The sequence below is a fragment of the Brucella haematophila genome (assembly GCF_005938105.1).
Taxonomy (GTDB): Bacteria; Pseudomonadota; Alphaproteobacteria; order Rhizobiales; family Rhizobiaceae; genus Brucella; species Brucella haematophila.
This window is the reverse complement of the sequence record NZ_VCPE01000003.1, coordinates 389343-405415: the sequence shown is the minus strand read 5'-3', so window position 1 is coordinate 405415 and position 16073 is coordinate 389343. Positions and strand designations below refer to the sequence as shown.

Genomic DNA, 16073 nt, shown 5'->3' with positions numbered 1-16073 from the left:
CTTGCCAATCAATATTACATCACCGCAGCCTTCCGCAGATGTATTATTGAATAATATTTCGGCTTAGCATTGTGAAAGCGCCAATATCACTATACCTGAGTATAGGTTGGCTGAGGCATCATGGGTATCTATCCTTGTCGTGGGAGCGCAAGCACGACTAAGGAGTATCTGATGAACGATATATCTCGACGTGGAGCATTACTGGCATTGACGACTGGAGCAGCAGTTGTTGCAACGGGTGCAATTGCTGCTGAAACACCACAACCACGCAGACCCGGACTCGGCGGAAACGATCCTGGACCGAGAAACGTCGTTAAGGATCAGCTTAGTCCCGACATGCTCAACCAGCCAGCAACTGACTCTGGTACGATCCCCAATCTCAAGTTCTCATTTGCCGATGCACCCACAAAACTCTATCCGGGTGGATGGACAAGGCAGGTGACTGTCCGCGAGTTGGGCATATCAAAAAGCATTGCGGGCGTAGACATGCGCCTCAACTCGGGTGGAGTTCGTGAGTTACATTGGCATAAGGAGGCTGAATGGGCTTATATGCTATACGGCAATGCCCGAATTACAGCAGTCAATGCTACGGGTGAGAACTTTGTCAGCGATGTCGGACCAGGCGATTTGTGGTATTTTCCTTCAGGTATCCCACATTCCATCCAAGGCCTTGGTCCCGATGGCTGCGAGTTTCTTCTTGTTTTCGACGACGGTGGTTTTGATGAAGATAGCACCTTTCTACTAACAGACTGGTTCAACCATATTCCACCCAACCTGCTTGCGAAGAATTTTGGAGCCCCGGTCGAGGCATTTGAAAACCTTCCCAAAGAGAGCGAACGTTACATGTTCCCTCTGCCAGTCCCAGCCTCCAGCGCTCAAGATGATCGGCCAACCGGAGCGAAAGAGGTGTCTGACCGGCTCAGTCACCGTATGATGGCTCAGGAACCGATTAAAACACCTAATGGAACTGTTCGAATAACCGACTCCAGCAATTTTCCTGCATCGAAAACTATTGCTGCTGCTCTTGTCGAAATCGAGCCTGGCGGCATACGTGAACTCCATTGGCATCCAAATACGGATGAATGGCAGTATTACATTGAAGGGCAAGCCAGAATGGGGGTATTCGCTGCAAACGGCCATTCAAGGACATTTGATTATGCAGCGGGTGATGTCGGCTATGTTCCCTTCGCTATGGGACACTATGTCGAGAACACGGGCAAAACCACGCTCCGCTTTCTGGAAATGTTCAAGAGCAGCTACTATGCGGACGTATCACTAAACCAATGGTTGGCACTGACGCCTTCGGAACTGGTTCAGGGACATCTTAATCTCGATCCGAAGAAGGTCACATTCAGAAAGACGAAAGAACCTATTATCTGAACACGCCAGATGCGGACCGGAACAGCCGGTCCGCATGTTTAAAACTTCTCGATGGATGCTACTTTACGTACGAGTTCGGCCAGAGATTTCGCTTTCATTTTCCGCATGACAGAAGCTCTGTGCACTTTTATTGTGATTTCTTGCACATTTAGGTCATAAGCAATTTGCTTGTTCATTTTGCCTGCAACAACAGCCTTCATGACTTCAGACTCTCTTGGCGTTAATTTGCTTGCAAGGCCCCGCACCCGGTCGACTTCTTCACGCAAAGCAAGTCGCTTTGAGTATTTGCTCAAGGCTTGGCTGACTGCATCCAGGAGAACTTGCAGTCGGAAGGGCTTCTCCAGAAAATCCGATGCTCCAGCCTTGAGGGCTTTAACCGTCATGGGGATATCCCCATACGCGGTCATGAATATAATGGGCATAGCGTTTCCAACCCGCTCCAGGTGCTCTTGAATTTCCAGCCCACTCATCTCCGGAAGGTTCACATCTAAAAGGATGCAGCCGATGCCTATTAATGGTATTGACCTTAAGAAGGATCGTGCAGATCTATAATAAATAGCGCGAATGGATTCCTCTTCAAATATATCCGATAAAGAGTCGCATATATCTTGATCATCATCTACAATGTATATTGTAGCATTGCGGTTACTCTGGCTATCCATAGACATAAGCCTCGATCTGCAAATCAGAAATTCAGTAATATAAAAACAATTTATATGAGAAACCCATTCACTTTATAGCGATTATATTTTTATTGCTTGTCATATATAATTCAAAGAGCTTCGGTAGAGCGCACTCACATTACTTGTATTCAGGCGCGGAATGCCCGGTTCCAGTTTTCAGGCCCATTGACGAGCTACAGTATTTCATCCAGCCATAGCCTTGGCATTGCAGCGAATTTGAACGATCTCATCCAGCACGTAACCATCCTGATCGACTTCGCACAGGCCGACATTGTGACAGAACCCTTTTGTGGCTGTAGATTTGATTGACCCGACGGCGGTCGTCCTCTATGTCTGGCGAAAAGGTTCCGGCACCTGCCTCCTGCAGACGAAAGTCATGGTCAAGCCCGGATCGACACGACACCTCACCCTCGAAGCATTTCGCACGGTGGCAATGCAGGCTCCCATCCCATTTGAAATGCCTCATATGAGGAGTGAGCGATGCCTATGCGGCACGCCCAAAGGATTAATCCTTTTCTGACCGCCCCTGTCGGGCGGCTGTTTCTGTCGAACGCCCTTCCAATGGCCGTGGTTATGTCGATGGGCGGCATTCTTAGTGTCGTCGATGGGATTTTCGTCGGCCACTTCATCGGCTCCGACGCCCTCGCGGCAGTAAGTTTAGCCTTTCCTGTGATCATGGTCCTTTCCGCGCTCACCACATTGGTGGGTGGTGGGATGTCGAGCCTCATGGCGCGGCATCTGGGCGCTGGAGATCGTGTCGCTGCCGGTCGTATCTTTGCAGGTGCGCATGGATTGGCGCTGGCACTTTCGGTTGCCCTGATCGGGCTGTGGGTGCTGACTGGTACTTCGCTCGTCGCTTCCATGGCCGCGGGTAATCTTATGGTCGCCGGTCTGGCGCACAACTATTTGCAGATCATTATTGTTGGCGCGCCGGTACAACTGATGCTTGGCGTCCATGCCGATGCCCTGCGAAATGAGGGGCGGGCAAGCTTGATTGCAATCTTGTCCGTGCTGGTCAACCTGTTCAATATCGGTGCCAATTGGCTGGGGATCGCAGTGCTTGGCCTCGGTATTTCCGGTTCGGCTCTGGGTACAGTCGCAGCGCAAGCGCTCGGATTAGCATTGGTCGTTGGCTTCAGAAAACGCAACAAGGATCTGTTACCCCTGCCAGCTCCGCTTATGCAGCGCTGGCAAAATGGGTGGCCTCGCATCATCCGTCTTGGCCTGCCATTGTGTCTCAGTTTTCTCGGCATTGCCGTGGTAGCCAGTATCGTAATGCTGTCTTTGAGGCTTCATGTTGGGACGGAATATAGTACTTGGGTAGCGGCTTATGGCGTAGTAACGCGGCTTTTGGGTTTTGCCTTTCTGCCGCAAATGGCTATCGCGCTGACCACGCAGAGCATTACCGGCAACAATGCTGGTGCGGAAAGGAATGACCGTGTGCTGGCCGCGTTGCGGCTGTCGATTGGAGTCGCTTTCCTCTGGAGCCTGTCTGTCGCGGTGTTTGGCATCTTTGCGGGAACCACCCTCGGCAGTTGGTTCAGCGATGATCCCGCTGTAATCAGCGCCGTTGCACTGATACTGCAGCGCATGATGTTGCTTTACGCATCATCCGGCCCAGTCCTTGCCTTGGCGTTGTATTTCCAGGCTCTTGGTCGAGTTGGCCGAACGGCAGCACTCATTTTGATAAAGCCCTGGCTTTTGGCACCAGCGCTCATCCTCGTGCTTTCCGCCGCATTCGGAGTATCAGGCATCTGGCTGGCATTTCCGGTAGCGGACGGCATCATCTTGATGCTTGCCGTCATAATCGGTTGGAGTGCATTGTGCCAGCCTCGGCAATGAGGCGACGCGTGCCAGCCAGCCTTTTGCACCGCAGCTATATCGCTGCTCAGGAGTAACGACCATCACTCCTGAGCAGCGGTAGCCGATGGCGCGGCTTCATTACAAGAAGTGACAGGCGATTGTGCCGTAGGGGCCAAAGTCTGCACTGATCGTATCTCCGTGGCGGGCTTCAACAGGACGGATAAACGACCCTGCGAGCACGATCTGGCCGGCATCGATGCCGTCACCATACTGCGCAAGACGATTTGCGAGCCAGGCAATACCGCGCGCGGGTTGATTGAGAACCCCCGCGCCTAGCCCAGTTTCTTCAACTTCGGCGTTGCGTGAGACGATCGCGCCCATCCAGCGCATGTCCACCTGGTCTGGCCGCATCTGTCTCCCCCCGATGACAATGCCCGCATTTGCGGCATTGTCGGAAATCGTATCCACGATGCTGCGTGTCCTTTTCGTCTCTGGATCGGCGCGCAGCACACGCGTATCGAGTATTTCCAGCGCCGGGGTGATATAGTCAATGGCGTTTAGCACATCGAAGATCGAAACATTCGGCCCCTTGAGTGGCGCCTTCATAACAAAGGCGATTTCCGCTTCGACACGTGGCTGGATAAAGCGATCTGCCGGAATGTTTGCGCCGTCATCGAACATCATGTCATCAAGCAACACACCTGAATCCGGAATATTGATATTCAACGCATATTGCATGGCCTTGGACGTGAGACCGATCTTCCAGCCGATCTGCTTGCGGCCCGCAGCGAGTTTCTGCTTTACCCAAGCGGTTTGCACGGCATAGGCATCATCCATTGTCATGCCGCTGTGTTTCAACGACAGAAGACCGATTTGTGTGCGGCTCTTCTCGGCTGCGTCGAGCGCGTTTGCAGCCGCTGCTATTTCCGTTTCAGTCAACATGGATCAGACTTTCTCATCGGCAACAGTATTGCGGAGAACACCAATGCCATCCGCCTCCACTTCGATCACGTCACCCGGCTTCAGCCAGATCGGCGGGTCAAAACGGGCACCCGCACCTGTCGGCGTGCCACAGACCAGTACGTCGCCCGGTACGAGCGTGGTGAAGGTGGAAATGTAGTTGATGATCTTGCGGAAAGAAAAAATCATCCGGCTGGTGCGGTCCTGCTGACGAATATCTCCATTAACCCGAGTGGTCAGCTGGATATCCGCTAGCTGGCTTTCATCCGTAAACGGCACCAGCCATGGTCCGATAGAGCCAGTTGCATCGAAGTTCTTGCCTTGCGTGACATTGAACTTGGCGTGGCGCACCCAGTCGCGGATCGTACCCTCATTGCAAAGCGTGAGCGCGGCGATATGGTCGAGCGCGTCTTTCTCAGCAATGCGCCGACCGCCCTTGCCAAGGACAATGACAATTTCGCCTTCGTAATCGAGCTGTGGGCTTTCAGGCGGGCGGATCAGCGGTCGATCGTGACCAGTGAACGAGCGCGCAAACCGAATGAAGAGTGATGGATTGGGCGGTGCCGCCTGCCCGTCCTTATACTCCTCATTGCGGTCGGGAAAGTTCACACCAACACAGATAATCTTTTCCGGTGACGGAATGGGAATTTCGTAAGTGATATCCGCGAGTGGAATATCTGCCGCCAGGCTTGCGCCCTCCTCCGCAAGTCTTGCCAGCTCCCCTGCTTCGATAACTTCACGCAAGGTCGGCCAAGTCTGACCGTACTTCTTCGAAAGGTCGACAACACCGTCATCTTTCAGCAGGCCATAGGCTTTGCCCGCAGCGGTCGAAAAACTCACCAATCTGGTCATATATGTCTCGCTTTCGCTCCATCCGCGCGCCCCGGGAAGGGCCACCACATCGGCCAACTGGTTCAGGGAGCCACGATCGGCTGCGCTTTTAGAATAGAATCCCGCACTTCGGCCCCGGCAAACAGGCTGCCTTCTTCGAACCATGACTTCGGCGCAGGTGCGCCCCAGAGCGTCTGCCGTTGTGGATCTTTCAGATCCCATTTGATCGGCTCCAGATCGGGATCGACGGTTTGGTAATCCGAGCAGTAAATCTCGATACGGTGCCCGTCGGGGTCGCGAATATAGAGAAAGAAGGCGTTGGAAATGCCATGGCGGCCGGGGCCGCGCTCGATATTGGCGAGCCAGCCAGACGTCGACATCACATCAAGCAGATCGATGATGTTGAGCGGCGTCGGGACCCAGAAGGCGGTATGATGCAGACGAGGCCCTTTGCCATTGGTGAACGCAATATCGTGTACACCACCCTTGCGATGCGTCCACGCGGCCCACAGACGTCCGGTTTCGGCATCTTCAGTATATTCGGTAACGCGAAACCCGATTTCGTTATAGAAAGCAACGCTTTCATCGACATTCGGCGAGAAGCAGTTGAAATGATCGATGCGCAGCGGCTTGACGCCTTTATAAAGCGCATATTTCTGGTGGATCGGCGGCAGGCGATCCATTCTGGAATAAAACTCCAACGGAACACCATGTGGATCACGGGTGCGCAATGTCCGTGATTGATAGGGCCGCTCCACCCATTCGACAGGCAGTTCCTTGCTGCGAAAAAAATGCTCGGCCTTGTCGAGGTCTTCGTCGGAGAACACCTTGAAACCAAGGTCACAGGCTTCCGCCTTATCGGATTTGCGCAGCACGATGCAATGATGTCCGCGCTCCTCCATGGCACGCAGATAAATCGCGTCGGCGGTCTCGTCCGTCACCTGCAGCCCAAGAATATCGACATAAAAAGCGCGCGACTTCGCAAGGTCGGTGACGGCCAGCTCAACGTGCGACAGTCGCAGAATATTGAATGGCGGATAGAGATTTGGTTTCGGCAGAGCCATTATTTCCTCCTCGGAATGGCAGTTATCGTAAAGCGGGACGTCGGCGCGCCTTCTTCAACCGCCAAGTTTTTGAATCGCGTGTGCAGTGTTGGCAAACGCAATATTCTTGGTTTCCATGTAAAAATCGAATGACCAGTCACCGCCATCACGACCGATACCAGAGCTTTTAACTCCTCCAAACGGGGTCGGCAGATGGCGCACATTTTCGGAATTGACCCAGATCATGCCCGCTTCCAGACCATCAGTAAAACGGAATGCGCGCGTAACATCGCTGGTCCACAAATAGCCGGTAAGGCCATACTGAACGTCATTGGCAAGGGCGAGCGCTTCAGCCTCGTCCTTGAACGGAATTGCCGTCAGAACCGGGCCGAAAATTTCTTCCTGAGCGATACGCATCCGGTTGTTTGCACCCGTGAATAATGTCGGCGAAACATAGCAACCGCCACCAGGCCCGTCGAATTTTGCGCCACCGGCGGCAACAGTTGCACCTTCGTTCCGACCGATCTCGATATATTCCAGCACCTTCTTTTCATGGATTGGATGAATAAGCGGCCCCACGACGGTTTCCGGATCGAGCGGGTGGCCGACCTTTATCCGGCTGGCTTTTTCTGCAACCAGCGCCGTGAAGCGGTCATAAATCGTATCTTCAACCAGCAAGCGCGAGGATGAGGTGCAACGCTCGCCATTCAGCGAATAGATCATGAAGACAGCCGCATCGGCGGCGCGCTCAAGATCTGAATCCGCGAAAACGATAACCGGATTCTTGCCGCCCAGTTCAAAATGAACGCGCTTCAAAGTATCCGCACCCTGCTTCATGATCATCGATCCGGTGCGGCTTTCACCAACAAAGCCGATAGCCTTGATATCGGGATGCTCAGTCAATGCCTTGCCCGCATCCTCACCGAAGCCGTTAACGAGGTTCCAAACACCTTTCGGCAGACCGGCTTCTTCAGCAATCTCGATCAGCAGGCGAGCAGTGAGCGGTGAGAACTCGGCTGGTTTATGTACAATCGTGCATCCTGCAGCCAAGGCTGGTGCAATCTTCCAGGTCGACAGCATAAACGGCGTATTCCATGGCGTAATAACACCGACTGGACCTACAGGCACCCTTGTCGTCATGTTCACCTGACCCGGAGCGCGCAGGGTTTTGCCATCACGCGCCTCGGGTGCGCGATCGGCAAAAAAGCGGAAATTTTCTGCGCCACGCAAAGCGGCCTTGGCCATGAATTTCAGAGACTGCCCCGTATCCATGCATTCGACGAAGGCTATTTCTTCCGAACGAGCAACAATGGCATCGGCAATCTTGTGAAGCAGCTTCTTTCGCTCCACCCCCGGCATGGCTGCCCATTCCGGAAAGGCCTGTTTGGCTGCTTTAGCCGCACGATCAATATCGACCGCCTTACCGTGCGCAACTTTTGCCAGAGGCTTCAAATCCACCGGCGATAGGGTTTCGAATGTTGCACCGTCAACGGCGGCCACATCCTCTCCGCCAACGCGGTTCAGAACCCCATTTTCAAAATGAGCCAGATAGGCTTTCGCCTTGGCAACATTATCGTCGAGCTTAGACATGCTTTACTCCGTCATATGGAAATGGCTGACCGCGGCAACTTGCTGTGGGCGGCTCTGAATCAGGCCTGTTTCTGGCGCAGGCGCGGATGAATGGCGTTTTTCTTCCAGCTCAAATTTGGATCGATCTCGCGGACCTCAAGGGTCAACGCGAAATGCGGTGTCTGGAATAATGGGGTCAGAAATGTGCTCACTGTAGCGAAGATTGCCTCTCCGGCTCTCCGCTTCTCTTCCTCGCTACGACCATGGCCGATACGAAGGGACATATCGATGAACCCATTTTGGGGTAGCAGATCAGCGACGGCAAAGGACTCTGCTCTGAATGCGCGCACACGAACCGCACCAAGCTCGAAAAGCCCTGTCTCCATCATGGTCATATGCACGGCTTTGCACAGACCGTCGAAATCCACCGCCGCGTCGAGATTGGCGGAATATTCCATGGTGAAATGCGGCATCGTTCCTCCCACGAACTTAACCAAACTTGGTAACCATCGATATCCGGCTACCCCGTATGGCTGATTTTATTTAACATGTTAATCACAATGTCAAGCCCGGTTATCCAGATGATATGGGATGCAACATTCAAATGATTGAAAAGCGTTGGAAAATGCAGGATAAAGCTTGCATGCAAAATCGTTCCACCCCGAAGTCGAAATCATCGCAAGAAGACCTGCTGCCCCGCGACACGCGGCGTTCGGTGCCGATTGCATTGTTGCGTGCCCGCGAAGCGGTTATGAGCCACTTTCGGCCGATGCTTGCGCAGCATGACATTACTGAACAGCAATGGCGTGTTCTGCGCATTCTGGCAGAAATGGGCGTGGTCGATGCGTCGGAGATGGCTGACAAGGCCTTCATCCTGGCTCCGAGCCTGACTCGCATTATCCGGTCTCTGGAAGAGCGTGGGATTATCACCAAAGCCAAGGACCACAACGACGGTCGCCGGGTGCTGCTGGAAATAACCCCCATCGGTCTGGCTATCATCAAGGAAGTCGCACCGGAAAGCCGGTTGATTTACGCAAGGCTGGAAGAACGCTTTGGACGCGAGCGCATCGAGCAGCTTCTCGACACGCTGGAAGATCTGGCAGCAATCAACGACTAATTCACGTCTTAGCCCACCATTTCCCTATCACGGCTTAAGCAGTCGGGACTCTCTTTGAAAGAGACCGCCGCGATGCTCGCGCCGTGCATGTAACGCGTCGCTCCTGTTGCTTGTCAGGACTTTACGCTTTTAATTAACATGTTTACTTTATCCGTAATTAGAGGTAACGAATAGATATGACAAGATGCAAAACGGGATGGGAAATAGCTTCGATACGGTTATTGGGAGATATCCGACATAGAATACAGTAAGCATTATATTTATTCTGAACGGAATTGAGTGATATATTGATACAAGATTCTGAAATTAAAAAATTTTGGCAAATCAATTAAGTAATATTATACAGAGAGACGGTTTTATCGAAAAATTCTATCCGTGCGAAACGGGTCTAGCATTTCTCCCACATCTATTTACTTAACATGTTTATTATTTGAAGGCTTGATACCGCATATCAGCTGACAAGCTGACCGAGGAAATGGACCACGGAAGAGGACCGTGATTGCTGGGAGGCAATATGAGAATTCAGGGATTATCATCACAAGCACCTGCGGAAGCAGCATTAAATAGCCATCACACCGGCACAGACAAACTTGGCGACACGATACACCGCATCGTGACATGGCGTATCATGCCGCTCCTGATCGTGAGCTATATATTCGCGCATCTTGACCGCATCAATATTGGCTTTGCCAAACTTCAGATGACATCGGACCTCGGCTTCAGCGACACCGCTTATGGGCTTGGAGCTGGCCTTTTCTTCATCGCCTATGCCCTTTTCGGCGTCCCCTGCAACATAATGCTCGACAAGGTCGGCCCGCGACGCTGGATTGCCTTCATCATGATTGTATGGGGCATTCTCTCCGCATCCACCTTGTTGGTCACAACTGCCCAACAATTCTACGTTGTGCGCTTTCTGCTCGGAATTGCCGAATGCAGTTTCTATCCCGGCATGCTGGTTTACATCAATCGATGGTTTCCGGGACGCCGCCGTGGTCAGATCATCGCAATATTCAGCCTGTCGGTACCGGCGGCCGGGCTAATCGGCGGTCCCGTTTCAGGTTGGATTCTGGAGAGTTTCAACCAGTTCGCGGGAATGCGTGGCTGGCAATGGATGTTTTTGTTGGAAGGTCTGCCTGTTCTGCTGTTGGGCGTTATCGTTTACTGGATTATCCCTGATCGCATCAAGGATGCACCTTGGCTGGACAGAACCCAGAAAGACTATCTCACTGCCCAACTGGCGCGCGAAACCAGTCCCGTTGCCAATACCTCCTTGTGGGCGTGTGTCAGCGATGCGAAAATCTGGCAACTCGTCGGTATTTATTTCTCGGTCATGCTGGCGGTCAACACCATTGCCTTCTGGATGCCCGCACTCATTCACGAAACCGGCATAGCAAGTGACGCAGCCATCGGCCTTTTGAGTGCTCTTCCGTATCTTGCGGGCTGCATAGCCATGGTGACCTTTGGATACTCCTCCGACCGCCGCGCCGAGCGACGCTGGCACCTTGTCATTCCGGCCTTGATGGCCGCTGGCGGTCTCTTTCTGGTCGGCTTTGCCGCGCCAAACCCAATGCTTGTTATGCTGGGTCTTATCATTGCCGGCATGGGAGCGAGCGCTTCGCTTCCACAGTTCTGGCAGCTGCCACCCTCTTTCATTGCACCGGGCGCACAGGCAGCGGGCTTTGCATTCATAAGCTGCCTTGGGAATCTGGCGGCCTTTGTCGCCCCCTATTTTATAGGCTGGATGCGCGATACGACGCAAAGCTCATCAATAGCTTTGTATGTGCTGGCTACACTGATCGCTCTTGGCGGACTGATGGTGCTGCGGTTTTCCGCTGCAATCGTCAACCAGCGTTAGCAAACGTAGCGAATGGAACGAAGACGAAAGAAAGCACCAGACAATGATTGAGCATGAAACGACAGGTCAGAAGATCGCACGATCCCTGATTACGAACGGCGTCGATACGGTCTTCGGCATTCCCGGCGCACATATGTATGACTTTAACGATGCGCTCTATGAATACAGAAACAAGCTTCGTTTCATTCATACGCGTCACGAACAAGGCGCCGGTTACATGGCCTATGGCTATGCCAAATCCTCTGGACGAGCGGGCGTCTATACTGTCGTCCCGGGGCCAGGCGTTCTAAATTCGGGCGCCGCACTTTGCACAGCCTATGGTGCCAATGCTCCTGTCTTTTGCATTACCGGCAACATCATGGCGGACCTGATCGGTCGTGGCCGGGGGCAATTGCATGAGTTGCCGGACCAATTGGCCACACTTCGTGGCCTGACAAAAGCGGCGGAGCGGATCGAACACCCCTCCTCAACCTATAACGTCATGGCAAACCTGTTCACACAGATGTCGTCCGGACGGCAGCGACCCGTTGCAGTTGAGGCCCCGTGGGACGTCTTTGGCCAGAAGGGACTGGTTGCTTCTCCCCTGGTTGGAGCGCCGCTTGCTCCGCCGCCGGTCGATCCCGACAGCATCGAAGCGGCCGTCAAACTGATACGAACGGCGAAGAATCCGCTCATCATGGTCGGCGGCGGTGCTATCGACGCGGCAGCTGAAATCAAGGCACTGTCGGAGGCGATACAAGCCCCCGTCACCGCGCACCGTTCGGGCAAGGGCATCGTACCGGACGATGATCCATATGCTTTCAACTCGGTTGCCGGTTTCGACTATTGGCAAGATTGCGATCTTCTCATCGGCATTGGTAGCCGTCTCGAACTTCAGTTCATGCGTTGGCGCTGGATGCCCAAAGGCATCAAAGTCATCCGTATTGATATCGATGCGACAGAAATGGTTCGCCTCAAGCCCGACGTGGCAATTGTGGCCGATGCTGCAGAAGCAACCCTTGCGCTTGCGAACGCTGTCAACCCGACCAGTCTGGATCGCAAAGCAGAGTTCAGCGAGAGAAAACTGAAAGCCCGCGACGCGTTTTCGAGCGTTCAGCCGCAGATGGCCTATCTCGACGCCATACGTGAAGTTCTGCCGCGAGACGGCTTTCTGGTCGAAGAAGTCAGCCAGGTTGGTTTCACCGCGCGGTTTGGCTTTCCGGTCTATGCTCCACGTCAGTATGTGACGTGTGGCTATCAGGACAATCTGGGATTTGGATATAATACTGCGCTTGGCGTCAAGGTTGCCAACCCCGACAAGGCGGTTGTGTCGATATCCGGCGATGGCGGGTTTCTGTTTGGTGTGCAAGAACTCGCCACCGCCGCCCAGCACGCGATCAATGTTGTAGCGATTGTCTTCAACAACCAGTCTTATGGAAACGTATTGCGTGACCAGCGTCAGGCCTATCAGGGACGCTATATCGGTTCTAGCCTTGATAACCCGGACTTCGTCAAACTTGCAGAGAGTTTTGGTGTGGCCGCATGGCGCGCTGACAACCCTGCCGAACTGAAGAAGGCTCTGGAGCAAGCGCTTCTCCTCGATGCCCCCACGCTTATCGAAGTCACCGTGGAACGCGCCTCAGAGACAAGTCCGTGGCCCTTTATTCATCCAGCAGCCCCAACCTGATCCACGGTCAGTACGAGGGAATCTCGGCGCGATAGTCCAAGTGTTGAGACTGTAGCAACGACAAGCGAAAGGCCCCACGTCTTATCAGACGTGGGGCCTTTTAGTTCAATAGCGGATCATGACCGACTTGAGTTCCGTATAGTCATTGATGAATGCACTCCCAAACTCGCGCCCAATACCCGATGACTTGATCCCACCAAATGGAACGGCCGGGTCAAGTATGGTGTGCATATTGACCCAGACAGTACCTGCTTCAATGCGTGGGATCATGCGCAGTGCTTTGGAAATATCCTCCGTCCACAGACTGGCAGAAAGTCCAAATGGCGTATCATTCATCAGTTCCAGCAACTCTTCCTCATCATCATAGGCGAAGAAGGTGCCGATTGGACCAAAGGTCTCTTCCCGGATCAGCGTCGCGTCAGGCTTATCAACGCGAATGACAGTTGGCTCCACATAGAAACCGGGACGATCAAGAACCTTGCCACCACAGATAATCTGCGCGTTTTGAGAACGGGCTTGTTCGAAGAACGCGGCAATTTTCTCAAGGTGAGGCCTATTGGACAATGGGCCGAACTGGGCATCCTCGTCCAGTGGATTACCGACATTCAGACTGGAAATCCGGACCGAGAGTTTCTCCAGAATTTCATCCATGCGCGAGCGATGCACATAAAAGCGTTCGCCAGCCGCGCAGATCTGTCCTTGATGGATGAACCCCGCTTCGAAAATGCCATTCACCGCCTTGTCGGCATCGACATCACGCAAGAATCCAACAGCATTCTTGCCGCCAAGCTCCAGCGTCGCACGGGTGTGTTTCGCATCGAATGCACTCTTGCCAACGGCAATACCTGTCGGCACCGATCCGGTGAAGCTGACCTTGCTTGTTCCCGGATGAGCAATCAAGGCGGCTCCAACCTTGCCGGTGCCAGTAACAACATTCAGAACCCCATCAGGCACACCTGCTTCCTTCGCAATCTCCGCGATACGAAGCATAGTCAGCGGCGTAAACTCCGACGGCTTGATCATCGATGTGCAACCGGTCGCCAGCGCTGATGCAAATTTCCAGACTGCGATCAGGATCGAAAAATTCCACGGCACAATGCCAACGACCACACCAACAGGCTGACGAAGGGTATACGCCGTGTATTGCTCACCATTCAACGAGGGCAACGATGGTTGAATTGTCTCACCGGTAATCTTGGTTGCCCACCCTGCATAATAGCGCAGGAATGCGACCGCCGCATCGACCTCAAACCCGCGGGATATCTGGATGAGTTTGCCCGACTGAAGGGTCTCAATCTGCGCAAGTTCCTCTCGGTACTTGCCAAAGAGATCGGCAAGTCGCAACAGAATATTCGCGCGTTCTGCGGGGCTTGTCCTGGCCCACACACCTTTGAAGGCGCGGCACGACGACTGAACCGCTTTGTCTACGTCCTCATCGGAGGCATCCGCAATCGATGCAAAAGTTCGGCCATCCGCCGGATTGGTGATGCTGATCCGTCCTGTGGTCGTTGCAGGCGTCGCGACGCCGTCAATAAACAAACCGTGCTCGCGGCCAATAAACGCTTCCACCTCCGGCAGAAGAGAAACAGTGCTCATTGCAAACCTCAATTGTGAAGGGATAAAATTGACTTCGGTTTACCTGTGTTGGCAACGCTTAACGCAGCCGCAACCAGAGGATGCCGTGGATACGTAAACCTATTGCGCTGACTTGGACGCCAGCACGCAATGCACTTGCTATCGCATCTCTGTGAGCTTCCTCGCTTCCGATTGAAGCTTGGTCATCAAGCGATCCAACTGAAATGCTATCCAGTTGTAAACATCTGGTTCCTCCACCCTTTTATTTAACATGTTTATTATTTTGGCATTTGGCTCCCAAGTCAACCAATGGAGCAGCATTTGAATGGAAAAGATGACGGACGACCGACGGTTCCGTTGCAAATTTTCTATAAGCCTGACGGTGATCAAATTACAGCTTCTCGCAAACTCGATATTTCTGATGTCTGATAGCCACCATTTCGGCAAGCCAGTGGTTCTTTTATGAGAGCAATGATAGCTGGCCCATAAGCTGAGCTTGCGCAATCAGAAGGAAATGGCGACGATGCATAGAACCGGCCCAGACACGCAGGGAAGCGCCACCGTTCTTACTGGCATCTATGATGGGTTGCGGAGAAATTCCTCTACTTAAGGCGACGCTACCGCTTGAAATCAACGTCATTTTGATGCGTATAGACGTTGAGCAGCGATCATATCTAATTGAAAAGAGATAGGTAATGACCTTGGAGACTAGTGAGTGGCAACATGTTTATCTGCCCGGATCGAAGTCCTTCGAAGTCAGTTCAAAATGTACCGGCGAAACCTATAGGATTCTGGTGCGCATCCCCGATAGTCCGCCTCCCCAAAGCGGCTATCCGGTTTTGTGGATGCTGGACGCCGAAACAAGTTTTCCGCTTACCTATAGTCGCCCTACGCGCAATTTCACTGCTGGCGCGCCAATCGGCGGCACGGAAGCTGACGGCCTGATCGTTGCGATCGGTTTTCCCGGCGGCCCGCTGTGCAACCCCGCAGCGCGTGCTCGCAATTACACCCCCATACCGGACGGTGAGACAGGAGACCAGATTTCCCAAGATTTTGGCAAGGCCTCGGACTTCCTGTCTTTTATCGTCGAGGAGTTAAGACCTCTCCTAACAGAAAGAATTTCCCTCGATTCCGCACGACAAACACTCTTCGGCCATTCCTATGGCGGGCTTTTCGCCATCCATGCTTTGTTGAACCATCCCGGTCATTTCCAGCGTTATTGGGCGGCAAGTCCTTCGCTATGGTTCAGTGAGACGATGATGCTCCGCCATCTACGCGCACTCCCACTAATCACTGCGTGTGAAAAACTAGTCATTACAGTCGGCCAGGACGAGCAATATGCCTCGCAACCTCTGAACGACCAGCGCCAAGCTCATCTGGACAGACGCGCAATGGTGGACAACATCACCGAAGCAGCACAAAGGATTGCGGAAGCAAACCCGCAGCTTGCGATGCAATTGATCATTGCCAAAGATCATGATCATTTCGACATGCTGATGCACGGCGTACGACGCGCGCAACTGCTCGCCTTCAGCTGAGCAACCAGCCTCGACGCAATAACGAAAAAGCCCGGAACAACCGTTCCGGGCTT

At 53.2% G+C, this 16073-nt stretch carries 13 protein-coding genes; 6 read left to right on the top strand and 7 right to left on the bottom strand.

The genetic code is table 11. The annotated features are described in order from the left end of the window. Positions 1–171: 171 nt before the first annotated feature. Positions 172–1380, top strand: a complete 1209-nt coding sequence (locus FGI60_RS07045; protein WP_138784544.1) for a cupin domain-containing protein — start codon at positions 172–174, stop codon at positions 1378–1380. A 38-nt stretch (positions 1381–1418) separates the two neighbouring features. Here FGI60_RS07045 and FGI60_RS07040 read toward each other — a convergent pair whose 3' ends face one another. Continuing rightward, positions 1419–2042, bottom strand: coding sequence for a response regulator transcription factor (locus tag FGI60_RS07040; RefSeq protein WP_328592646.1), 624 nt, complete (start codon positions 2040–2042; stop codon positions 1419–1421). Positions 2043–2543: 501 nt separating this feature from the next. Here FGI60_RS07040 and FGI60_RS07035 point away from each other — a divergent pair. Continuing rightward, complete coding sequence (locus FGI60_RS07035; RefSeq protein ID WP_138784542.1) at positions 2544–3905, top strand: MATE family efflux transporter; 1362 nt, start codon at positions 2544–2546, stop codon at positions 3903–3905. A gap of 99 nt (positions 3906–4004) precedes the next feature. Here FGI60_RS07035 and hpaH read toward each other — a convergent pair whose 3' ends face one another. From hpaH to FGI60_RS07010, 5 genes are all read right to left on the bottom strand, one after another. Further along, positions 4005–4808, bottom strand: coding sequence for a 2-oxo-hept-4-ene-1,7-dioate hydratase (gene hpaH / locus FGI60_RS07030; protein ID WP_138784541.1), 804 nt, complete (start codon positions 4806–4808; stop codon positions 4005–4007). A 3-nt stretch (positions 4809–4811) separates the two neighbouring features. Next, positions 4812–5678 (bottom strand): fumarylacetoacetate hydrolase family protein, encoded by an 867-nt coding sequence (locus FGI60_RS07025; protein WP_138784540.1) that lies wholly within the window; start codon positions 5676–5678, stop codon positions 4812–4814. A gap of 62 nt (positions 5679–5740) precedes the next feature. Beyond that, on the bottom strand, positions 5741–6721 hold the full coding sequence (gene hpaD / locus FGI60_RS07020) for a 3,4-dihydroxyphenylacetate 2,3-dioxygenase (protein WP_138784539.1): 981 nt from the start codon (positions 6719–6721) through the stop codon (positions 5741–5743). 54 nt (positions 6722–6775) lie between these two features. Beyond that, positions 6776–8290 carry a 5-carboxymethyl-2-hydroxymuconate semialdehyde dehydrogenase gene (hpaE, locus tag FGI60_RS07015; RefSeq protein ID WP_138784538.1) on the bottom strand — a complete coding sequence of 505 codons (1515 nt, stop codon included), beginning with the start codon at positions 8288–8290 and terminating at the stop codon, positions 6776–6778. 59 nt (positions 8291–8349) lie between these two features. After that, positions 8350–8742, bottom strand: a complete 393-nt coding sequence (locus tag FGI60_RS07010) for a 5-carboxymethyl-2-hydroxymuconate Delta-isomerase (protein ID WP_138784537.1) — start codon at positions 8740–8742, stop codon at positions 8350–8352. A gap of 152 nt (positions 8743–8894) precedes the next feature. On the opposite strand from FGI60_RS07010, the gene hpaR reads away from it, so the two are divergent. From hpaR to FGI60_RS06995, 3 genes are all read left to right on the top strand, one after another. Further along, positions 8895–9386 (top strand): homoprotocatechuate degradation operon regulator HpaR, encoded by a 492-nt coding sequence (gene hpaR, locus FGI60_RS07005; protein ID WP_171058731.1) that lies wholly within the window; start codon positions 8895–8897, stop codon positions 9384–9386. A 514-nt stretch (positions 9387–9900) separates the two neighbouring features. Beyond that, positions 9901–11241: an MFS transporter gene (locus tag FGI60_RS07000; protein WP_138784535.1), complete on the top strand. Its 1341-nt coding sequence runs from the start codon at positions 9901–9903 to the stop codon at positions 11239–11241. Positions 11242–11284: 43 nt separating this feature from the next. Then, positions 11285–12907 (top strand): thiamine pyrophosphate-dependent enzyme, encoded by a 1623-nt coding sequence (locus tag FGI60_RS06995; RefSeq protein WP_138784534.1) that lies wholly within the window; start codon positions 11285–11287, stop codon positions 12905–12907. Positions 12908–13012: 105 nt separating this feature from the next. Here the strand turns inward: FGI60_RS06995 and FGI60_RS06990 are convergent, their stop codons facing one another. Next, positions 13013–14503 (bottom strand): aldehyde dehydrogenase family protein, encoded by a 1491-nt coding sequence (locus tag FGI60_RS06990; RefSeq protein WP_138784533.1) that lies wholly within the window; start codon positions 14501–14503, stop codon positions 13013–13015. A gap of 674 nt (positions 14504–15177) precedes the next feature. Between FGI60_RS06990 and FGI60_RS06985 the strand changes: the two genes are divergently transcribed. Further along, entirely contained in the window at positions 15178–16020 is an 843-nt protein-coding gene (locus tag FGI60_RS06985) for an alpha/beta hydrolase (protein ID WP_138784532.1), read from the top strand. The last annotated feature ends 53 nt before the right edge of the window (positions 16021–16073 follow it).